This window comes from Rhizobium sp. P28RR-XV (assembly GCF_012641385.1).
In the GTDB taxonomy this organism is placed as follows: domain Bacteria; phylum Pseudomonadota; class Alphaproteobacteria; order Rhizobiales; family Rhizobiaceae; genus Rhizobium.
Genome location: NZ_JABAIG010000013.1, coordinates 147,394 through 168,704, shown reverse-complemented (window position 1 = coordinate 168,704; position 21,311 = coordinate 147,394). Strand labels below are relative to the sequence as shown.

Annotated in this window: 20 protein-coding genes; 12 read left to right on the top strand and 8 right to left on the bottom strand. The window is 62.0% G+C overall.

The window, feature by feature from the left end; translation table 11 throughout:
- The first annotated feature begins 396 nt into the window (after positions 1–396).
- The 4 genes from HGP12_RS34530 to HGP12_RS26305 all read left to right on the top strand — a co-directional run bounded on the left by HGP12_RS34530 (position 397) and on the right by HGP12_RS26305 (position 4,996).
- On the top strand, positions 397–519 hold the full coding sequence (locus HGP12_RS34530) for a hypothetical protein (RefSeq protein WP_281408238.1): 123 nt from the start codon (positions 397–399) through the stop codon (positions 517–519).
- Positions 516–2,993 carry an ATP-dependent helicase HrpB gene (hrpB, locus tag HGP12_RS26315; RefSeq protein WP_168841853.1) on the top strand — a complete coding sequence of 826 codons (2,478 nt, stop codon included), beginning with the start codon at positions 516–518 and terminating at the stop codon, positions 2,991–2,993. Before HGP12_RS34530 ends, hrpB begins: the two co-directional genes overlap by 4 nt.
- A gap of 47 nt (positions 2,994–3,040) precedes the next feature.
- The gene (locus tag HGP12_RS26310; protein ID WP_205926652.1) at positions 3,041–4,333 is read left to right on the top strand and encodes an ActS/PrrB/RegB family redox-sensitive histidine kinase; all 1,293 of its coding nucleotides are present in this window, start codon (positions 3,041–3,043) and stop codon (positions 4,331–4,333) included.
- Positions 4,334–4,408: 75 nt separating this feature from the next.
- The gene (locus HGP12_RS26305) at positions 4,409–4,996 is read left to right on the top strand and encodes an ActR/PrrA/RegA family redox response regulator transcription factor (protein ID WP_168841855.1); all 588 of its coding nucleotides are present in this window, start codon (positions 4,409–4,411) and stop codon (positions 4,994–4,996) included.
- Position 4,997: 1 nt separating this feature from the next.
- Here HGP12_RS26305 and HGP12_RS26300 read toward each other — a convergent pair whose 3' ends face one another.
- Positions 4,998–5,486 carry an MmcB family DNA repair protein gene (locus HGP12_RS26300; RefSeq protein WP_113233570.1) on the bottom strand — a complete coding sequence of 163 codons (489 nt, stop codon included), beginning with the start codon at positions 5,484–5,486 and terminating at the stop codon, positions 4,998–5,000.
- 181 nt (positions 5,487–5,667) lie between these two features.
- Between HGP12_RS26300 and HGP12_RS26295 the strand changes: the two genes are divergently transcribed.
- Positions 5,668–6,360, top strand: coding sequence for a L,D-transpeptidase (locus tag HGP12_RS26295; RefSeq protein WP_168841856.1), 693 nt, complete (start codon positions 5,668–5,670; stop codon positions 6,358–6,360).
- Positions 6,361–6,726: 366 nt separating this feature from the next.
- On the opposite strand, the gene HGP12_RS26290 is transcribed toward HGP12_RS26295, so the two are convergent.
- From HGP12_RS26290 to hslV, 6 genes are all read right to left on the bottom strand, one after another.
- Positions 6,727–8,895: a malate synthase G gene (locus HGP12_RS26290; RefSeq protein WP_168841857.1), complete on the bottom strand. Its 2,169-nt coding sequence runs from the start codon at positions 8,893–8,895 to the stop codon at positions 6,727–6,729.
- Between the two features lie 118 nt (positions 8,896–9,013).
- Complete coding sequence (locus tag HGP12_RS26285) at positions 9,014–11,017, bottom strand: hydantoinase/oxoprolinase N-terminal domain-containing protein (protein ID WP_168879647.1); 2,004 nt, start codon at positions 11,015–11,017, stop codon at positions 9,014–9,016.
- A 69-nt stretch (positions 11,018–11,086) separates the two neighbouring features.
- Complete coding sequence (locus HGP12_RS26280; protein ID WP_168841859.1) at positions 11,087–12,481, bottom strand: cytochrome P450; 1,395 nt, start codon at positions 12,479–12,481, stop codon at positions 11,087–11,089.
- Positions 12,482–12,599: 118 nt separating this feature from the next.
- A complete protein-coding gene (locus HGP12_RS26275) occupies positions 12,600–13,553 on the bottom strand; it encodes a DUF1402 family protein (protein ID WP_168841860.1) in 954 nt (317 codons plus the stop codon).
- A gap of 163 nt (positions 13,554–13,716) precedes the next feature.
- Entirely contained in the window at positions 13,717–15,027 is a 1,311-nt protein-coding gene (gene hslU / locus HGP12_RS26270) for an ATP-dependent protease ATPase subunit HslU (RefSeq protein WP_168841861.1), read from the bottom strand.
- Positions 15,028–15,071: 44 nt separating this feature from the next.
- Positions 15,072–15,599, bottom strand: coding sequence for an ATP-dependent protease subunit HslV (hslV, locus tag HGP12_RS26265; RefSeq protein ID WP_168841862.1), 528 nt, complete (start codon positions 15,597–15,599; stop codon positions 15,072–15,074).
- 214 nt (positions 15,600–15,813) lie between these two features.
- Here hslV and hisB point away from each other — a divergent pair, with 214 nt between their 5' ends.
- The 7 genes from hisB to coaA are packed head-to-tail and all read left to right on the top strand — an operon-like array spanning position 15,814 to position 20,484.
- Positions 15,814–16,422 carry an imidazoleglycerol-phosphate dehydratase HisB gene (hisB, locus tag HGP12_RS26260; RefSeq protein WP_015338215.1) on the top strand — a complete coding sequence of 203 codons (609 nt, stop codon included), beginning with the start codon at positions 15,814–15,816 and terminating at the stop codon, positions 16,420–16,422.
- A 25-nt stretch (positions 16,423–16,447) separates the two neighbouring features.
- Positions 16,448–16,945 (top strand): DUF2628 domain-containing protein, encoded by a 498-nt coding sequence (locus tag HGP12_RS26255; protein WP_168841863.1) that lies wholly within the window; start codon positions 16,448–16,450, stop codon positions 16,943–16,945.
- Between the two features lie 2 nt (positions 16,946–16,947).
- Positions 16,948–17,598, top strand: a complete 651-nt coding sequence (gene hisH, locus HGP12_RS26250) for an imidazole glycerol phosphate synthase subunit HisH (RefSeq protein ID WP_168841864.1) — start codon at positions 16,948–16,950, stop codon at positions 17,596–17,598.
- A 27-nt stretch (positions 17,599–17,625) separates the two neighbouring features.
- On the top strand, positions 17,626–18,369 hold the full coding sequence (gene hisA, locus HGP12_RS26245) for a 1-(5-phosphoribosyl)-5-[(5-phosphoribosylamino)methylideneamino]imidazole-4-carboxamide isomerase (protein ID WP_168841865.1): 744 nt from the start codon (positions 17,626–17,628) through the stop codon (positions 18,367–18,369).
- Complete coding sequence (hisF, locus tag HGP12_RS26240) at positions 18,366–19,154, top strand: imidazole glycerol phosphate synthase subunit HisF (RefSeq protein WP_168841866.1); 789 nt, start codon at positions 18,366–18,368, stop codon at positions 19,152–19,154. Before hisA ends, hisF begins: the two co-directional genes overlap by 4 nt.
- A 13-nt stretch (positions 19,155–19,167) precedes the next feature.
- Positions 19,168–19,482: a phosphoribosyl-ATP diphosphatase gene (locus tag HGP12_RS26235; RefSeq protein ID WP_168841867.1), complete on the top strand. Its 315-nt coding sequence runs from the start codon at positions 19,168–19,170 to the stop codon at positions 19,480–19,482.
- A gap of 6 nt (positions 19,483–19,488) precedes the next feature.
- Complete coding sequence (gene coaA, locus HGP12_RS26230; protein ID WP_168841868.1) at positions 19,489–20,484, top strand: type I pantothenate kinase; 996 nt, start codon at positions 19,489–19,491, stop codon at positions 20,482–20,484.
- A gap of 3 nt (positions 20,485–20,487) precedes the next feature.
- Here the strand turns inward: coaA and HGP12_RS26225 are convergent, their stop codons facing one another.
- Positions 20,488–21,096: an alpha-ketoglutarate-dependent dioxygenase AlkB gene (locus HGP12_RS26225; RefSeq protein ID WP_168841869.1), complete on the bottom strand. Its 609-nt coding sequence runs from the start codon at positions 21,094–21,096 to the stop codon at positions 20,488–20,490.
- Positions 21,097–21,311: the final 215 nt, after the last annotated feature.

The following is a 21,311-nucleotide window of genomic DNA, read 5'->3' as shown; positions in this document are numbered from 1 at the left end:
CCCAGAACCACCAATCAGCATCGCAGCCAATCAAGGAAACACTAGAGCGAAAGTCGTCGTCGCCAGCAGCGCCGCCGCCCTCGTTCAGTGATCGGGCTTATAGACCCTACCTCCGAACCAAGTCAACACTATCACTGTAAAAATTCTGACATTTTTGTAACTTATTGATTGTAAAACGGAATTTGATGCGATGTCGAAATTAGTGGGCGGTTTTACCTGGCAGGACGCGCTTTCGGGATTCATTTTGCGTGGCGCGTCGGAATCGTCCAAATAGAGGCCTAAGAACCACCTCCGCACCTCCCCTGCCGGTAGATGGGCCGGCGGACGGGATTGCGTCTCATTGCCAGCTGCGCGCCCAAGACCTAATAGACATCGAACGATTACATGGAGCGGAGCATGTTGCTTCTCAACGAAGAGCGGACGCACGCGGCGCTGCCCTGGCCGGCCTTGATCGCAGCGCTCGAAGTCCTCACGATCACGATGGCTACCTGTGAACATGCGCGGAGCCGGCAGGCGTGACCTATAAGACGCCTTCACTACCGGAACTTCCGGTCTCGCATGTGCTTGCCGATATCGGCATCGCACTCGCCGACCATCGACGCGCCGTGCTTTCCGCGCCACCCGGCGCCGGCAAGACGACGCTGGTACCGCTTTATCTATTGGGGCAGGCGTGGCGCGGCGACGGCAGGATCATTCTTCTGGAACCGCGACGGCTGGCGGCAAGGGCGGCGGCGGCCCGGATGGCCTCGCTGCTGAACGAACAGGTCGGCGATACCGTGGGCTATCGCATGCGGCTCGACAACCGCATCTCCGCCAAGACCCGCATCGAGGTGGTGACGGAGGGCGTGTTCGCCCGGATGATCCTCGACGACCCGGAACTCTCCGGCATTTCCACCGTCATCTTCGACGAATTCCACGAGCGCTCGCTGGATGCCGATTTCGGCCTGGCGCTGGCGCTCGACGTGCAGTCGGCGCTGCGCGAGGATTTGCGCATCCTTGTGATGTCGGCAACGCTGGACGTGGAACGCGTCGCGAGCTTGCTCGAAAACCCACCCGTCATCGAGAGCATGGGCCGCAGCTTTCCAATCGACATTCGCCATCAGGACCGGCCGGCGGGCGAGCGGATCGAAGATACGGTCACGCGGACGATCCTCGACGCGCATGCGGACGAACAGGGCTCGATCCTCGCCTTCCTGCCGGGGCAGGCCGAGATCACCAGGACGGCGGAACGGCTCGAGGGTCGGTTCGGATCGGAGACAATGATCGCGCCGCTTTACGGCAATCTCAGCCAGAAGGAACAGGACGCGGCGATCCGGCCAGCAGCGCAGGGCACGCGCAAGATCGTGCTTGCCACCTCGATCGCCGAGACCTCCATCACCATCGACGGCGTGCGCATCATCATCGACAGCGGCCTGCAGCGGCTGCCGGTCTTCGAGGCTTCGACCGGAATTACGCGGCTCGAGACGGTGCGCGTGTCCCGCGCCTCGGCCGATCAGCGGGCCGGCCGTGCCGGGCGAACCGAGCCGGGCATCGCCATTCGCCTGTGGCATCCGGGCCAGACGGCGGCGCTTCCGGCCTTTACGCCGCCGCAGATCCTTTCGAGCGACCTCTCGGGCCTCGCGCTCGATCTGGCCCATTGGGGCGTGCAGGATCCGGCGACGCTCGCCTTTGTCGACCAGCCGCCGGCGATAACGCTTGCCGAGGCGCGGACCTTGCTGCGGCAGCTGGGAGCGCTTGACGCGGAAAACGGGTTGACGGCGCGGGGCCGGCTGATGCGCGAACTCGCCTTGCCGCCGCGGCTGGCGGCGATGGTGATATCGGCCAGCGAATTCGGCCAGGCGCGCGAGGCGGCGTTGCTTTCGGTGCTGCTGACGGAACAGGGGCTCGGCGGGCAAAGCATCGACCTCGAAGACCGGCTGCGGCGCTTCAAGACGGAAAAGGGCGAACGGGCGGAAGCCTCGCGTCGATTGGCCGGGCGCCTCGCCCAGGCGGCGGGCGGCAACGGCAGCCCCGTCTCTTCTACTCCTCCGCTCGCCGGTGTGCTGCTCCTGCATGCCTTTCCCGATCGGATTGCGCTGCAGCGCGGCGGACGGGGGCGCTTCGTCATGGCCAATGGTCGCGGCGCGGAGCTGCCGGAGACCGAGCGGCTTGCCGGCTCGCAGATGCTTGTCATTGCCGACCTCACCGGCCGGGCGCCGCAGGCGCGCATTGTTGCCGCGGCGGAGATTTCCCGCGCCGATGTGGAAGAGCATTTGCCGGGCGAAATCCGCACCGAGGATCAGAGCTTTTTTGACAAAGCAAGCCGCCAGGTGCGGGCGCGGCGGGTAACACGGCTTGGCGCGATCATCTTCGAGGAAACGCCGCTGCCGCGCCCAACCGGCGAGCAGGCGACGAAGGCGCTCGCTGACGGCATTCGCGAGCTCGGGATCGGCGTCCTGCCCTTTTCCAGGGAAGCTGCGCAACTGCGGGAAAGGATCGGCTTCCTGCAACGGACGATCGGCGAGCCCTGGGCTGACGTTAGCGACGAGGCGCTGCTTGCGCGGTTGGATGACTGGTTCACGCCATTTCAGGCCGATGCGCGCGGCCTTTCCGATATCTCCGCCGGCGGGCTCTCCAGCGGGCTTATGTCGCTGGTGCCGCATGAGCTGCAGCGCGATCTCGCCCGGATGGCGCCGACGCATTTCGAAGCGCCGACCGGGCAGCGCCATCCCATACAATATGACGGCGAGGAACCGCTGTTGACCATTCGCGTCCAGGAGCTGTTCGGACTGAAGCAGCATCCGGCCATCGGCGGCGGCAGATTGCCGCTACTGCTCGAATTGACATCGCCGGCACATCGGCCGATCCAGACGACGCGCGACCTGCCGGGCTTCTGGGCGGGCTCCTGGAAGGATGTGCGCGCCGACATGCGCGGGCGCTACCCAAGGCATCCCTGGCCGGAAGATCCGGCGGAAGCCTTGCCGACCACACGCGCCAAGCCACGGGGGACCTGACAATGGCACGCTTCTTCCGCGGACTGGAAAAGCTGTCCGAGGCCGAAATGAAAGCGCAGGAGGGCCATCACACCAGCCGGCGGCTGCGGCTGCAGACGCTGGTACGCCTGCGCTGGCTTGCGGTCGGCGGCCAGACGGTGACCGTGATGATCGTCGCCTTCTGGCTGAAATTCCCCATGCCGCTGCTGCCCTGCTGCGTGCTGATCGCCTGCCTTGCCTGGATCAACTTCTTCCTGACACTGCGCTATCCACCGACGCACCGGCTGGAGCCGCCGGCGGCCTTTGCCCTGCTCAGCCTCGATCTTCTGCAGCTCTGCGGGCTGCTGTTGATCACCGGTGGGCTTGCCAACCCCTTCTCGGCACTGGTTTGCGTACCCGTCATCATTTCCTTCGCATCGCAGCCGATCCGCTACAGCATGCCGCTGATCCTGCTGGCGATGATCTGCATTACCGGCCTTGCCTTCTCGCCCTTTCCGCTTCCCTGGTATGAAGGCATCTCGATCAACGTCCACAATGTGATGCAGCTCGGTGTCTGGTGCTCGATTGCCTCCACCATGGCTTTTGCCGCCTTCTATGCCTATCGCGTCTCCATGGAAGCCTCGCAGCTCGCCGATGCGCTCTCGGCGACGGAGCTGGTGCTGCAGCGGGAAAAGCACCTGTCGCAGCTCGACGGGCTGGCGGCGGCCGCGGCGCACGAGCTCGGCACGCCGCTTGCGACCATCAGCGTCGTCGCCAAGGAGATGGAGCGCGAACTGCGCGAGGACGACCGCTTCCGCGAGGACGTGGCGCTGCTGCGCAGCCAGAGCGAGCGCTGCCGCGACATCTTGCGGCGGCTGACGACGCTCTCCTCCGAAGACGAGGCGCATATGCGGCGGCTGACGCTCTCCTCGATGATGGAGGAGATCATCGCACCGCATCGCGAGTTCGGGATCACGCTGGAACTGATCGAGAAGAGCCCGCGCTCCGGGGAACCCGTCCTCAGCCGCAATGCCGGCATCATGTACGGCCTCGGCAACCTCATCGAAAATGCGGTCGACTATGCCCGCAAGACGGTGACCATCACCGTGGAGTATACCGTCGACACTCTGACTATTGTCATCGAAGATGACGGCAACGGCTATTCGCCCGAAATACTGGCACGGATCGGCGAACCCTATGTCACATCGCGCCAGCGGGACGATACCGCCGGCGGCCTCGGGCTTGGCCTCTTCATCGCCAAGACGCTGCTCGAACGCTCAGGCGCCGCACTTTCCTTCAGCAATCGCGATTCGGAGGCGCCAGGCGCGCGCGTCCGCGTCGAATGGCCGCGCGTACTGATCGACAGTAATTCGACAAAATGATTTTCACGGCTTAAAACAGCGGTCGTCAAAATCGGTTGAATATGCAGGCGGATGGTCGCCGGGATAGAAGATAAAATGACGGAAAAAGAGAGCGCTGCCCCACACGCGGGAGCGAAGGATGCCGCGGCCCATATCGGCCCGGATGCCACATTGCTGATCGTCGACGACGACGGCCCGTTTCTGCGTCGGCTGGCACGCGCGATGGAAACGCGCGGCTTTGCAGTCGAGACGGCGGAATCGGTGGCGGAAGGCGTGGCCAAATCCAAGGCGAGCCCGCCCAAATACGCCGTGGTCGACCTCCGGTTGGGCGACGGCACAGGACTGGATGTGATCGAGGCGATCCGTCAGCGGCGCGACGATACGCATATCGTCGTCCTGACCGGCTATGGAAATATCGCGACGGCGGTGACCGCCGTCAAACTCGGCGCGCTCGACTATCTCGCCAAACCCGCCGATGCCGACGACGTCTACGCCGCGCTGACGCAGCGCCCCGGCGAAAAGGCCGAGGTGCCTGAGAACCCGATGTCAGCGGACCGGGTGCGTTGGGAGCATATCCAGCGCGTCTATGAAATGTGCGAGCGCAATGTTTCCGAGACGGCCCGCCGCCTCAACATGCATCGCCGCACGCTGCAGCGCATCCTCGCCAAGCGCGCGCCGAAATAGGCTACTCTGAAGCGAAGGACTTGCCCGTCGCCCATTCGGCCAGCAGCAGGCGCTGGGCGGCGGCGCGGGAGAAATTCAGCGTCACGGACTTGCGCGTCGCCGGCGGCAGCCGATGCTCCGGCGCCTCGCGCAGCATATGGGCGCCGTAACCATCCGACAGAAATAGCCCGCAATCCTCGGGGAAGATATCCAGCGGCACGTCCTTGTGCGTCGCGAAGAACATCCGGTCGCAATGCTGCCGGTATTCGGGCCATTTGCGATCGACGCGGAAATCCTCGATCGACGTCTTGATCTCGATGATCCAGATCTCACCCTTTTCCGAGAGGCTGATGAGGTCGGCGCGGCGGCCGCTGGCAAGCGGCAACTCCGGCAAGACCGCGTGACGCATGTCGTGCAGTAAAAGTTGCACGCCCTTGCGTACAAGCATGGCCCTTTCCGATTGTCGGCCATCTATTAACGGATTGTTATTGTAAACGTTCAAAATCGTCATGAATTGTCTCGGGAACCGGGCAAGCATTGTTGCAAAAAAACCATGTCCTTCTAATTTGCGCGCCGGCGCTATTTTTGTAGGGCCACAGCCGCTTGCAAAGCTAAGTTTAATGGAAAATAAACTGTAGACAAAGATGGTAGATAACCATCCGTTCCCTGCCACGAAATTTCAAGAGACTTCCATGCGCATCCGTAATGCTATGACCGCACTCGGCCTTGTCGCAACGCTCGCAGCGGCTGGCTATGCCATCCCTGCGGCAGCCAAGCCCTCCGCCATTGCCAATCCCGCCACCATTGCCGCTCCCGCTACCGACGCCCTCAAGACGTTCGACAGCGATTATGGCGTCACGAGCGACAACGGCTTCCAGCTGCCGGCGATCCCGATCCAGAAGGTGAAGCCGCAGTTCCGCCGCCAGATCGTTTCCTACAAGTCCGACGAGGCTGAAGGCACGATCATCGTCAACACGCGCGAGCGCCATCTCTACTATATCCTCGGGAACGGCGAAGCGATGCGTTACGGCATCGGCGTCGGCAAGCAGGGCTTCGCCTGGTCGGGCACTGCTTACGTTGCCTGGAAGCAGGAATGGCCGAGCTGGCATCCGCCGAAAGAAATGGCAGTCCGCCGTCCGGAAATCGCCAAATACGTCGATGGCGGCATGAACCCCGGCCTGTCGAACCCACTCGGCGCGCGCGCCATGTATCTCTACAACGACAAGGGCCAGGACACGCTGTTCCGCCTGCACGGCACGCCGGAATGGGCGTCGATCGGCACGGCCGCTTCCTCGGGCTGCATCCGCCTGATGAACCAGGACGTCATCGACCTCTATAGCCGCGTTCTGCCTGGTCACAGCACCAAGGTCGTCGTCATCCAGTAATCACTGGACATTCGGATTGAAAAAGGCCGCCGGATCGATATCCGGCGGCCTTTTTGTTTGGGGAACGGGGTCGATGCTATATCACCCTACCCGCCCTCGTCCTTCGAGGCTCCGCCTTCGGCTGCGCATCTCAGGATGAGAGCTGATCTTTTCCCCTAGAGCCGGATGATTTTAGGTCTGTTCGACCAAAAATCTGAATCCGCTCTAGAAACAAAGAAGTAGAGCGTGATGTCGCCTGGAAACCGCCTACACTTTTCGGCATCACGCTCTAACCGCAAGATCCTCTCCACCTCATCCTGAGGTGCCTTGCCGGCGAAGGCGACAAGGCCTCGAAGGATCGAGGTGGCCCCAGATGGAGGGAAGGGATCACCCCGCCTGCTTCGCCTTCAGCTCGATGCGGCGGCGGTGCAGGACCGGTTCGGTATAGCCGTTCGGCTGCTCGCGGCCCTTGAGGACGAGATCGAGGGCTGCCCGGAAGGCGACCGAACCGTCGAAATTGCCGGCCATCGGCCTATAGAGGGGATCACCGTCGTTCTGCTGGTCGACCACGGCAGCCATGCGCTTCATCGTCTCGATGATCTGCGCTTCGGTGATGACCTTGTGGTGCAGCCAGTTGGCCATGTGCTGCGCAGAAATGCGCAGGGTGGCGCGATCTTCCATGAGGCCGATATTGTTGATGTCGGGAACCTTGGAGCAGCCGACGCCCTGATCGACCCAGCGCACGACATAGCCGAGGATGCCCTGGCTATTGTTGTCGATCTCGCGCTGGATTTCCTCCGGCGTCCAGTTCGGCCGCGAGGCGACCGGCACGGAGAGAATGTCGGAAAGCTTGGCGCGGGCGCGGCTCTTCAGGCTCTTCTGCACGTCGGCGACATTGACGCGATGATAATGGGTGGCATGCAGCGTCGCCGCCGTCGGGGACGGCACCCAGGCGGTGTTTGCGCCGGCCTTCGGGTGGGCGATCTTCTGCTCGAGCATGGCCGCCATCAGATCCGGCATGGCCCACATGCCCTTGCCGATCTGGGCATGGCCGGAGAGGCCGCATTCCAGGCCGATATCGACGTTCCAGTTCTCATAGGCCGCGATCCAGGCCGCCTGCTTCATATCACCCTTGCGGATCATCGGGCCTGCTTCCATCGAGCTATGGATTTCGTCGCCAGTGCGATCGAGGAAACCGGTATTGATGAAAACGACGCGCTCGCGGGCGGCGCGGATGGCTTCCTTGAGGTTGACCGTCGTGCGGCGCTCCTCGTCCATGATGCCCATTTTGATAGTATTGCGCGGCATCCCAAGCAGGTCTTCGACGCGCGAGAAGATATCAACCGCGAAAGCGACTTCTTCCGGACCATGCATCTTCGGCTTGACGACGTACATGGAGCCGGTGCGGGAATTCTTGCGGCGGCCGTTCGGGCCGATGTCATAAAGTGCGATCAGGCCGGTAATCGCGGCATCCATGATGCCCTCGGGCACCTCGTTTCCATCACGGTCAAGAATGGCCGGATTGGTCATCAGGTGGCCGACATTGCGCACCAGCATCAGCGAGCGGCAATGCAGATCGAAAGTGCTGCCATCCGGCGCGGTATAGGTGACATCGGGGTTGAGGCGGCGCGTGAAGGTCTTGCCGCCCTTGGCGACCTCTTCGGTCAGGTCGCCCTTCATCAGGCCGAGCCAGTTGCGGTAAACCTCCGCCTTGTCGTCGGCATCGACGGCCGCGATCGAATCCTCGCAATCCATGATCGTGGTGATCGCCGATTCCAGCCGGACATCGGAAATGTTTGCCGGGTCGGCCTTGCCGATATCGGTGCCGGCATCGATAACGACTTCGATATGGATGCCGTTCTGCTTCAGCAGGATATGCGAGGGATTGGCTGCATCGCCGAGATAACCGGCGAAATGGCTGCGATCCGCCAGCGCCGTAACGCCACCTTTTGTCGTGATCGCCAGTGCGCCATCCTTCACAGCAAGACCGGTGACGTCCTTCCAGCCTGCGCCGGCAAGCGGCACGGCGGAATCGAGGAAATCGCGAACCCAGGCGATGACTTTCTCGCCGCGCTTGGGGTTATAGGTCCTGCCCCTCTCGGCGCCATCAGTCTCAGGAATGGCATCGGTGCCATAAAGAGCATCGTAAAGCGATCCCCAGCGGGCGTTGGCCGCGTTCAGGGCATAGCGGGCATTCATGACGGGAACGACGAGCTGCGGGCCGGCAATCTCCGATATCTCGGGATCGACATTGGCGGTCGAAATCGTAAAGGCCGGGCCTTCGGGCACGATATAGCCGATGTCGCGAAGGAAGGCCTCGTAGGCGGCGAGATCGACGGGCGCGCCGTTCTTGCGATACCAGTCGTCAAGCGCTGCCTGCATGTGGTCACGCTTGGCGAGCAGCTCGCGGTTCTTCGGCGCGAGATCGTGGACGATCTTGGAGAAGCCGGCAAAAAAGGCGTCGGCGTCGATGCCTGAACCCGGCAGCGCTTCCTTGACGAGGAAATGATAAAGCACCGGTTCGATCTGCATCCCGTTCTTCTCAATGCGGCTCATGCCAAATACTCCTCAAGGCCATCTGATGGCTCATTTTTCACATGCTGCCACTTTGCCGATCGTTTCGCTTCCGTCAATTTGGCAATAGTTCGAAAGATTTATGCGTTGAGGGAAATAATCAATCCGTTGCGATTCGCGGACGTCCGCTGGCCGTCGCGATGAACCGCGCCTCGATCAGTTTTCGACTGCCCTCGACCTCAGGCGCATCCACCCGCTCATCCATCGCCAACACGAGATCCACCGCGCCGTTGAGCCTTGCCTGGGCCATCGCCGCCTCGGCGGCACGTGAGCGGGCACCGGCGAAACTCCGGTCCTCGTCGGTGAAGCGCAGGCTTTCACCGGCGCCGTTCAGCATATAGATGCCGTCCTCCGGCACGGTGACGAAAACGGTAACGCTGGTGCGCACCTGACCGACGACGGCGCCGACGGCATTGGCGACATCCGAATCGCCGGGAATGGCGCTCTCCGTCGCCAGCATTTCTGCGATGGCAGGATAGTAGACCGGGGCGGAAGCGCCGAGCCCGACAAGCGGGCGATCAAGCGAAATGGCGAAACGGGCGATCCCCGGCGCACGGCGAAGAGCGCGATCGATGGAGATGGATTTTGCCGGATTGAGATCGGCAACGCCATCCTCGGCAAGGCAGGCCGCAAGAATGACATCCGCGGACTGGCGCGTGAGCCGATCGATGATCTTCTGCGCGAGTTCCTCGACGGATGCGGCGATGGCGCGCCCGGAACCATCCTTAAGCCGCATCGCCAAAGCCAGACCGAGGCGCGCCGCCTCTGTATTCCACTGGCCCTGCCGGCCGAGCACATGCATGGCATCCGAAGGCGTCAGGCCGCTCAGATGCACGAGGCCGCGCGCCACCAGCCGATCCAACGTCGCCTTCTGCGAGGCCATCGTCAAAAGCTTGTCGAGCGCCACGGGAATGGCGCCGATCCGGTCGAACAGCGCCTGCTCGGGCGCCGTAAGACCGCTTGCCAGATGATCCGGTACGCCGGTGCGGAGCGCAAAGCGGCCGGCGTTGCGGGCCAGATGCGGCGCCCGTAGCTGTTGTTCCAGCATATCAAGCACTGCCTCGCCATGCATGTGGGCGGCGAGGCTCAGGGGCAGCAGCCGGCGCGGCCCAAGCTCGAAGGCGGCGACAAGGCCGCGATCATTGATCTTCACTTCGGAATCGCCGCCGAGGCCGTAGGTGCGCATGGCGACGGCCTCGACCATGGTTCGATAGCCTCCGACCACGGCGCCTTCGGCATCCAGTCGCGGCCGACCATTCTCCATGACGGCGACGTCGGTGGTGGTGCCGCCAATATCGGAAACGACGGCATCGTCGAGGCCGGTGAGATAGCGCGCGCCGACGAGACTTGCGGCCGGACCCGACAGAATCGTTTCGATCGGCCTGAGTTTGGCCTCGTCAGCCGAAATCAAAGCGCCATCACCACGCACCACCATCATCGGCGCGGAAATACCGCGCGTCGCCAGGAACCCTTCGCAGGCGCCGACGAGGCGATCGATCATTGACACCAATCTGGCGTTGAGCAGCGTTGTCAGGGCACGGCGTGGCCCACCGAGCTTCGAGGAAAGCTCATGGCTGCAGGTGACGGGCAGATGCGAGAGCTCGCGGATGCAATCGCGCGCCCTGATTTCATGAGCCGGATTCCGCACGGCAAAATAGCCGGCGACAGCGAAAGAGGAGACCGACTTCGCCAGTTCCGGCAACGCGTCGCGCAATGCCGTCAAATCGAGCGGACTTTCATTGCCGTGCACATTATGGCCGCCTGGAAGATAGAGCACGGGATCGGACCCGAGCGCTTCCGCAAGACCGTCGCGCTTAAGATCGTCCGGCCCGAAACCGATCATGATCAGCCCGGCGCGGCCGCCCTGCCCTTCGACAAGCGCATTGGTGGCGAGTGTCGTCGACAGCGAGACGAGGCCGATCGCCGAGACGGGAATGTTGGCCTTGGCGATGACGGCATCGACGGCGCCGGCAATGCCGACGGCCAGATCATGCCGCGTGGTCAGCGATTTGGCCTTGGCAACCACACCATCGGTTTCATGGAAGAGAACGGCATCGGTGTAGGTTCCACCCGTATCGATGCCGAGCAGGAAGTGAGATGTCACGGATCAATTTATCCTTGGGATATGAAATCGAAGCGGCAAACGCGAAACCCTATCTCGCATTCGCAACTCTTATCGCCTTTTCACCCGCATCGGCAATCCGCCGCGCGGCTGGGTCGTCAGCTTCTGCACCGGCCAGGGATCGGTTTCTTCCGTCAAGTCAAAACGGAAACGACGCATCATGACGGCAAGGGCGATGACGGCTTCCTGCAGCGCGAAAGTCGCGCCGATACAGACGCGCGGACCGGCGCCGAAGGGGAGATACTGGAAGCGGTTGATCTTGGCCCGGTTCTCCGGAAGGAAGCGTTCCGGCATGAAAGCCCGCGGCTTTTCCCAATAGAGTTCGTGGCGATGCAGCGTCCAGGGCATGATCAGGACGGTGATCCCCTTTTCTATCGTCACACGCTCGCCCTTGGCGCTCGTCCATTCGTCATCGGCGATGGCGGCCCGGTTGATCGACGGCGCCGGCGGATAGAGGCGCATCGCTTCCTCGAAGGCGGCGCGGACATGCGGCATCAGGTCGAGCCAGGCGACCGGCTTCGCATCGGTTGCGAGCACCCGGTCGATTTCCTCTTCCATGGCCTCGCGAATATGCGGGCTATTGGCGACACAATAAAGCGTCCAGGCCAAAGCACGGGCGGTCGTCTCATGGCCGGCGCCGATGAAGGTGAGGATATTGTCCTCGATCTCCTCCATGGTCAGCCCGTCCGGACCGGCCTTTTCCAGAAGCAGCGTCAGGAAATCGTCGGGTGCGCTGGCTCTGTCCCCGCGCATCTTTTCCAGGCGCTGGTCCATGGTGGTGCGGACGATGCCGCGGAACTTGTCAAGCACGCGCTGGCCGCCGATGCGGGTGATGCGCGGCACCCAGGCAGGGGCGCGCAAAAGATCCATGGGATCGACCCGACCCATGCGGTGCAGCAGCTCATTGACCTCATCGGCGAAATGCTCGCCTTCGGTGACGATCTCGCCGGAAAACAAGGTCTCCGCCAGAATGGCGAAGGTCAGTTCGGTCATGTCGGTAGCGATATCGAACACCGCACCTTCGTCGCCGATCTCATCGTATTTATGCAGATATTCCAGGCTTTGGCTCAGCATCTGGCCGGCGAAGCCCTGCGCATGGCGCGGCGTGAATACCGGTGCCACAGCCTTGCGCGAACGCTTCCAGACCGGCCCTTCCGCCGTCAGGAGACCATCGCGCAGGATCGGCCGGAGCACGAGCTGGCGGATGTCGGCCATGCGGTAATTGGCGGCATTGTCGACCAGAACATGCTTGATGAGGCCGGGATCATTGACGATCAGCGTCCGCTCGTTGAAGAACTTCGTCTTGATCCACGGTAGCGTATAGGACGGCTCACCCCAGAGTTCGAGCGGATTGCGCAGGATGGTTTTGATGATCGTCCATCGCGACGGCGGGACGGTGCGCGGGATCGGCGCCGGCGGGGAAAAGGCTTCCGGAATCATGTCCATGGGATCCATTCTCCTCGAAGACCGGGCCGTCGCCTAATCATGCGGCCGAGCGGCCGCTCATCCCATATGGTGAACGCCGCCAGCAAAATCCAGACGATAAAACGTCGCGCAGGGGCGTTTAAAGGAGCGACTTCAGGTCGCTCAGCTTATCATTGATGAGCCAGCCATAGTAGTTCTCCTCGGGCCAGACGGGCTGCGAAGAGCTTCGGTTCTTGGCGGCAAGGGCGGCAGCGCGCTTGCGGGAATTGCCGAGATTGTAGAGCGTCGCGGTAATGCCCGGATTGCCTGAGATATCCATGCCCGCGATCGAGCGGTAGTCGTCGATCGACTTGCGGATCGATGCCGCAACGAAGGCCAGCGACAAGTCCGGATCCATGATCGCCTTGTAGACGCCGCCGGCATCCTTCTCGTCGAGCTTCGCAATACCCGAGGTACGACTGACCAGATCGGAAAGCTCGAGTGCCGTCAGTGGATTGACCTGACCGAGCCCGAAGGTTTGGCCGGCATAGAAAGGCTGAAAGAAAACCGCGCTGAAGCGATTGTCGGGATAGGACTTACCGCCCACCGTCTTGCCGCGGAAATCGTCTTCCCAGACATCCTCGCGGCAGGTCCAGAGAGTGTAGGAATCCTGTTTGCCCTTGCAGCTGTCGAATTGCGGCCGGGCGACGAAATCGTCGACGTTTTCGCCATTGTAGGCGAAACGGAAGCTCTGGCCGGCATAGGAGGCAGCCTTGACATAGTAAGACTGCAGGCCGTCATAGGCATCGACATTATAGGTGTGCTCGCCGACGAGCGCGCCGATGATGTGGATCGGCTCGATGCCGTAGGCGCGCGCAGTCGACTTGATCTTCGCCATCAGCTTGGTGTCGGTCGCCAGCAGTTCGCGGACCTTCTGGTATTTGCGTTCAAAGGTCGAATTCGTGCCGCGCGTGCGGCGCACGGAAGCGCCGGGAACCGGCGGCTGCTCGGCATTGCGGTTGCCCGGAGGCACCGCGGTCGCCGCGTCCGCATAGGCGGGCAACCAGGAGAGACTGGCGACCGCCAGAAGAAGGGTGATCAGTATGCGTCGCAAGATGGCTGTCCTGTCGAAGTTTCAACCAATGTTTCCGTGCGGCTGCCTGACGGATAATCTGGGCCGAATAAAGCCATCCGACACAAAGAAACGGGCCCCTAACTAAAAAGTTAACGGCCCGCTGTCGAGTGCTTACTGTCTTAAATCGCTTTTGCCGGCTCGCTCACAGAATGAAGCGGGACAGGTCGGTGTTGCTGGCGAGGTCGCCGACATGCTCGCGAACATAGGCGGCATCGATGGTCACCGATACGCCACCGCGGTCTGAAGCGTTGTAGGAAATATCGTCTAGCACCCGTTCCATGACGGTCTGCAGACGGCGGGCGCCGATATTCTCGACTGTAGAATTCAGATGCACCGCGACATCGGCGAGAGCGTCGATGGCATCGTCGGTGAAGTCGAGCTTCAGGTCCTCCGTTTCCATCAGCGCCCTGTACTGGCGGATGAGGCTGGCTTCCGGCTCGGTCAGGATGCGGCGGAAATCCTCCTTGGTCAGCGGCCGGAGCTCGACGCGGATCGGCAGGCGACCCTGCAGTTCCGGCAGGAGGTCCGACGGCTTCGACACGTGGAACGCGCCAGAGGCGATGAAGAGGATATGGTCTGTTTTGACCGGACCATACTTGGTCGAAACCGTCGTGCCTTCGACCAGCGGCAGGAGGTCGCGCTGCACGCCTTCGCGCGAAACGCCGGCACCCATGCCGCCGTCGCGAGCGGCGATCTTGTCGATCTCGTCGAGGAAGACGATGCCGTCATTCTCGGCGGACTGCACGGCTTCGCGCTGGATTGCTTCGTTATCGATCAGCTTGTCGGATTCGTCGCGCACCAGTTCCTTATAGGAATCCTTGACCGTCGTGCGCACTTTCTTCGTGCGGCCGCCCATGGCCTTGCCGAACATTTCGGACAGGTTGAGGACGCCGATATTGGCGCCGGGCATGCCGGGGATCTCGAAACCGCCAGGCATGCCGGAACCGGTGTCGGCAACTTCGATGTCGATTTCCTTGTCGTCGAGCTGGCCGTCACGCAGCTTCTTGCGGAAGCTATCGCGCGTCGCCGGCGATGCGGTAGCACCGACCAGCGCATCGAGCACGCGTTCTTCGGCGCTCATATGCGCCTTTGCCTGCACCTCGGCGCGCTTCTTTTCGCGCACCAGGCCGATGCCGACCTCGACGAGATCACGGACGATCTGTTCGACATCACGGCCGACGTAGCCGACTTCGGTGAACTTGGTGGCTTCGACCTTGATGAAGGGAGCGCCGGCGAGCTTGGCAAGGCGGCGGGAGATTTCCGTCTTGCCGACGCCGGTTGGGCCGATCATCAGAATGTTCTTGGGCATGACTTCGTCGCGCAGCTCGGGCTCGAGCTGCTGCCGGCGCCAGCGATTGCGCAATGCGATCGCCACGGCGCGCTTGGCCTCATGCTGGCCGACAATGTAGCGATCGAGTTCGGAAACGATCTCGCGGGGGGAAAAAGTGGTCATTTCGTATGTTCCCTGTCAGGGCTAGAAACTATCAAGAGAGGAAATTAGGCTTCGGCATCAAGCGTCTCGACGACCACATTGTGGTTGGTGTAGACGCAGATGTCGGCAGCAATATCGAGGGCACGGCGGGCGACGTCTTCCGCTGATTTGTCACTATCCATCAGCGCGCGTGCGGCGGCGAGCGCAAAATTTCCGCCGGAGCCGATCGCCATGGCGCCATGTTCGGGCTCGAGCACATCGCCGTTGCCGGTGATGGCGAGCGTTATGTTCTTGTCGGCAACCAGCATCATGGCTTCGAGGTTGCGCAGATATTTGTCCGTGCGCCAATCCTTGGCGAGCTCAACGGCGGCTCGCATAAGCTGGCCGGGATATTGTTCGAGCTTCTTTTCCAGGCGCTCGAGCAGAGTGAAGGCATCGGCGGTTGCGCCGGCGAAACCGGCGATGACATCGCCCTTGCCGATGCGGCGAACCTTGCGCGCATTGCCCTTCATCACGGTCTGGCCAAGGCTCACCTGGCCATCACCAGCCATCACCACCTTGCCACCCTTGCGAATAGTCACGATTGTCGTCATTTAACACCTGTTTGCCCCCGTTCCGGCGGGCTTTCTGCCGGGCCGCTTATCGGCCCCGTCAGCCACCTATGTAAGAGGGGTTTTTCCGATTGCAAATGGCGGCGGCGACCGAATGATGGCGGCAAGCCGGCTAAACACGCAGGCCCCACGCGTAACTTCTGGATATTTCCCGATACGCCTGATATGGAACGGCCGTATTCCGATGGAGCAGCCCATGGCAGAGACCGCAGCGAGCCGCACGGCAAGCGTTTCCCGCAAGACCAACGAGACCTCGGTCTCCGTTTCCGTCAACATCGACGGCAGCGGCAAGTCGACGATTTCAACGGGTGTCGGCTTCTTCGACCATATGCTGGAACAACTGTCGCGACATTCGCTGATCGACATGGAAATCGACACCAAGGGCGACCTGCATGTCGACGACCATCATGCCGTCGAGGATACCGGCATCGCGATCGGCCAGGCGATTGCCAAGGCGCTGGGCGACCGGCGCGGCATCACCCGCTATGCTTCGATCGACCTTGCCATGGACGAGACAATGACGAAAGCCGCCGTCGATCTGTCCGGCCGGCCTTTTCTCGTGTGGAACGTTTCGTTCAGCGCGCCGAAGATCGGCACCTTCGACACCGAATTGGTGCGCGAATTCTTCCAGGCGCTCGCGCAGAATGCCGGCATCACCTTGCATATTCTCAACCATTATGGCGCCAACAATCACCATATAGCCGAGACATGCTTCAAGGCCGTTGCGCGCGCACTGCGCACCGCAACCGAGATCGATCCGCGGCAAGCAGGCCGAGTGCCCTCGACGAAAGGCACGCTCGCCTGAGCCCCGTCATGGGGAAAGTGAAGAGATGGCAAGCTATTTAATTTTGACTCCGCCAGGAGCGCCGAGCCGATCTGAAGTATCGGATCGGTATCGCGACGAAACGCGGTTCATCCGCGACGGCTTTTCGTGGACGGTGTTCCTGTTTCCGACGCTCTGGATGCTCTTCCATCGACTTTGGCTGCATGCGATTGCCGCGTTTCTGCTGCAGGGCATTGCGCTGGAGCTGATGCGCCAGCCGGGCTTCTTTGCCGCCGGCGCGGCACTTCTGCTCGGTTTGCATATTCTCGCTGCCCTCGAAGGTCCGCATGCACTGAGCGACCGCCTTGTCGGCCGCGGCTGGAAGCTAAGCAATCTCGTCTCCGCGCACGATCTGGCAACCGCAGAGGAAATCCATTTTTCCCAGCTAGAGCAGGAAGCAGGCCAGGATATCCATCCGAAAAACTGGGATATTCCGGCTACCAACACCAATAGCAGCCGCCCGGGCCCGAGCTTCGGCCTTCCCGGCTACGACGGAGGACGCTGATCATGCGCGTCGCGATTATCGACTATGGTTCCGGCAATCTGCGCTCGGCCACCAAGGCTTTCGAACGGGCCGCCCGCGAGGCAGGCATCGACGCAGAGATCGACCTGACCGATGACGCCGAGCGCGTCGCCACCGCCGACCGCATCGTGCTTCCAGGCGTCGGCGCCTATGCCGATTGCCGTCGGGGCCTCGATGCCGTGCCCGGCATGGCGGAAGCCGTCGTCGACGTCGTGGAACACAAGGCGCGTCCCTTCCTTGGCATCTGCGTCGGCATGCAGCTGCTGTCGTCGCGCGGGCTGGAAAAGACGATCACGAAAGGCTTCGGCTGGATCAAGGGTGACGTCAAGGAAATGACGCCGAGCGATCCTAACCTGAAAATCCCGCAGATCGGCTGGAACACGCTGGATATCCGCCACCCGCACGCACTCTTCGATGGGATCGAGACCGGGCCTGACGGCCTGCACGCCTATTTCGTCCATTCCTACCATCTGGCCGCCGACCTTGGGGACGATGTGATCGCGACGACGAACTATGGCGGGCCGATGACCGCCTTCGTCGGGCGCGACAACATCGCCGGCGCGCAATTCCATCCGGAAAAGAGCCAGAAGCTCGGCCTCGCCCTGATTGCCAATTTCCTGCGCTGGAAGCCGTAAGGCTCGCGCGAAAGAAACGGAAACAACATGATTCTCTTTCCCGCTATCGACCTCAAGGACGGGCAATGCGTGCGCCTGAAGCTCGGTGACATGGAGCAGGCGACCGTCTACAATCCCGATCCAGGCGCCCAGGCGAAAGCCTTTGAAGACCAGGGCTTCGAATGGCTGCATGTCGTCGATCTCAACGGCGCTTTCGCCGGCGAGACAGTGAACGGCGCTGCCGTCGACGCCATTCTCAAGGCGACGAAAAATCCGGTGCAGCTCGGCGGCGGCATCCGCACGCTCGACCATATCGAAAACTGGCTGTCGCGCGGGCTTGCCCGCGTCATCCTCGGCACGGTGGCCGTGCGCGATCCGGCGCTTGTCGTCGAGGCCTGCAGACGGTTTCCGGGTCACATCGCCGTCGGCATCGACGCCAAGGGCGGTAAAGTGGCGGTCGAGGGCTGGGCCGAGGCGTCCGAACTCGGCGTCATCGAACTGGCGAAGAAATTCGAGGGCGCCGGCGTTGCCGCCATCATCTATACCGATATCGACCGTGACGGCATTCTGACCGGGATCAACTGGCCCTCGACGCTCGAACTGGCCAATGCCGTTTCCATCCCCGTCATCGCGTCTGGCGGCCTCGCCTCGCTCGACGATATCCGCCGCATGATCCAGCCGGACGCCCGCAAACTGGAGGGTGCGATTTCCGGCCGCGCGCTCTATGATGGTCGGATCGATCCGAAAGAGGCACTGGCCCTGATCAAGCAGGCCAAGGAGGCAGCGCAATGACCCTGAAAGCCCGTGTCATCCCCTGCCTCGACGTCAAGGACGGCCGCGTCGTCAAAGGCGTCAACTTTCTCAATCTCGTCGATGCCGGCGATCCGGTCGAGGCTGCCAAGGCCTATGACGCCGCCGGGGCCGACGAGCTCTGCTTCCTCGACATCACCGCCTCCTCAGACAATCGAGACACGATCTTCGACGTGGTGGCCCGCACGGCGGAACAATGCTTCATGCCCGTCACAGTCGGTGGCGGCGTGCGCACGATCGCCGACATCCGCAAGCTGCTGCTCTGCGGCGCCGACAAGGTTTCGATCAATTCGGCGGCGGTCAACAATCCGGATTTCGTCGCCGAGGCGGCCGACAAATTCGGCAACCAGTGCATCGTCGTTTCCATTGACGCCAAGCGGCGACGCACCGAGGCGCTCGGCGGCGACAATTTGAGCGCCTGGGAGATCTATACCCATGGCGGCCGCAACGCGACCGGCATCGATGCCGTCGATTTTGCCCGCAAGATGGTCGAGCGCGGCGCCGGCGAGCTGCTTGTCACCTCCATGGACCGCGACGGTACCAAGGTCGGCTACGATCTGGAGCTGACGCGGGCGATTGCCGATGCCGTGCGTGTCCCCGTCATTGCGTCCGGCGGCGTCGGTGATCTCGACGATCTCGTTGCCGGCGTCAAGGAAGGTCATGCGACGGCGGTTCTTGCCGCTTCGATCTTCCACTTCGGCACCTATTCGGTGGGCGAGGCAAAGCGCTACATGGCCGAGCGCGGCATTCCCATGCGGCTGGATTAGGAGACAGCGACCAATGAGCGGATTTACCCTTTCCGACCTCGAACATATCGTCGAGGAGCGCTCCAAGGCTTCGCCCGAGGAATCCTGGACGGCGAAGCTTATTGCTGGCGGCCAGCCGAAGGCGGCGAAGAAACTGGGCGAGGAGGCGATCGAAGCCGTAATGGCTGCCGTCACCAACGATCGCGACAACCTTACTTATGAGGCCGCCGATCTGCTATATCACCTTATGGTCGTGTTGAAGATTGCCGACATTCCGTTGCAGAATGTCATGGGTGAGCTCGAAAGGCGCACTACTCAATCCGGCCTTCAAGAGAAGGCAAGCCGGTAAAACGCAATGACGATAGCCACCAAGACCGAGCCAGCACACGAGACACTCGATATTTTCCAGGCCAAAGCCTATTCGCCCTATTATTTCTTTTCCTCGGAAGAGTGGGCGAAATTCCGGGCCGACACGCCGCTGACGCTGACCGCCGACGAAGTGAAGCGGCTGCGCTCCATGGGGGACCCGATCGATCTCGACGAAGTCAGGCGCATCTATCTGTCGCTGTCACGACTGCTCTCCTCGCATGTGGAATCCTCACAAATCCTGTTTGAGCAGCGCAATCGGTTCCTCAGCCTTTCCGACATCGCCAAGACGCCGTTCGTCATCGGCATCGCCGGCTCGGTCGCCGTCGGCAAATCCACCACGGCCCGTATCCTGAAGGAATTGCTGGGCCGCTGGCCGTCGAGCCCGAAGGTCGATCTCGTCACCACGGACGGTTTTCTCTATCCGAACGCCGAATTGCAGCGCCGCAACCTGATGCAGCGCAAGGGTTTTCCGGAAAGCTACGACACAGCAGCGCTGCTGCGCTTCCTTTCGGCTATCAAGGCCGGCCAGCCGAACGTGCAGGCGCCCTCCTATTCGCATCTTGTGTATGACGTGCTGCCGAACGAGTTCAAGACCGTCGACCGCCCGGATATCCTGATCTTCGAGGGTATCAACGTGCTGCAGTCGCGGCATCTGCCAGCTGATGGCAAGATCGTGCCGATGGTCTCGGATTTCTTCGACTTCTCGATCTATATCGACGCCGACGAGGAGCTGATCCACAACTGGTATGTCGCCCGCTTCATGCGGTTGCGCGAAACGGCGTTCCGCGACCCCAACTCCTTCTTCCACCGCTACGCCTCGATCAGCGAAGAAGAGGCGCTGGCGATTGCCGAGGGACTCTGGAAGAACATCAACCTGAAGAACCTGCGCCAGAACATTCTGCCGACGCGCCCGCGCGCCGACCTTATCCTGCAGAAGGGCAAGAATCATCTGATCGAGCAGGTGGCACTCAGGAAGCTTTGAGGGTCAGGGTTGAACGCGCCTGAGCGTCAGGTTGATCCGCCCGCCGTTCTTCAGCAATGTCGACGTGGCCGGGTAGATGCGATCGACGCCGTGAAAACACAGCCTTCCCTCGCCGCCGAGAACGACGATATCGCCGCTGGAAAGCTTGAAGGATAGCGTGCGATCATCGCGGCTGAGACCGCCGACCCGAAAAAGGCAGGTGTTGCCGAGCGAGATCGACAGTACGGGCGCGTTGAGATCCTGTTCGTCGCGATCCTGATGCAGGCCCATGCGGGCATCGTCAGAGTAGAAATTGACGAGACAGGCCTCCGGCGGTTTTTCATAGCCTGCTATATCACTCCAGAAATCGAGCAGTTGCGACGGCATGGCCGGCCAGGGGCGACCGGTGACCGGATGTGTCGGCTGGTAGCGGTAGCCGCGCTGCTTGTCCGTGACCCAGCCAAGCGAGCCGCAATTGGTCATCCGCACCGACATTTCCTTGCCCGTGCCGGGCATGACCGGCGTGTAGAGCGGCGCCTCGGCCACGACGACGCGGATTGCTTCGACCAGCGCTTCCTGGGCGGAACGATCGAGATAATCAGGCAGATGGCGAATTCCGTTGGGGAGCAGCATTTTTTGGTTCCTGCGATGGTGCCGGTCAGGTGAAGATATCATTGCCGCGTTATTGTGCCTGGCCCCTCACCCCGACCCTCTCCCCGCAAGCGGGGGCGAGGAGTCTATCTTGCCTTAAGCGGGCTCTTTACAAACAGAGGCTTTGCGGCTTCGTGCGCTTGTCCCTTCTCCCCGCAATGCGGGGAGAAGGCCAGGATGAGGGGCCAGACAAGGAG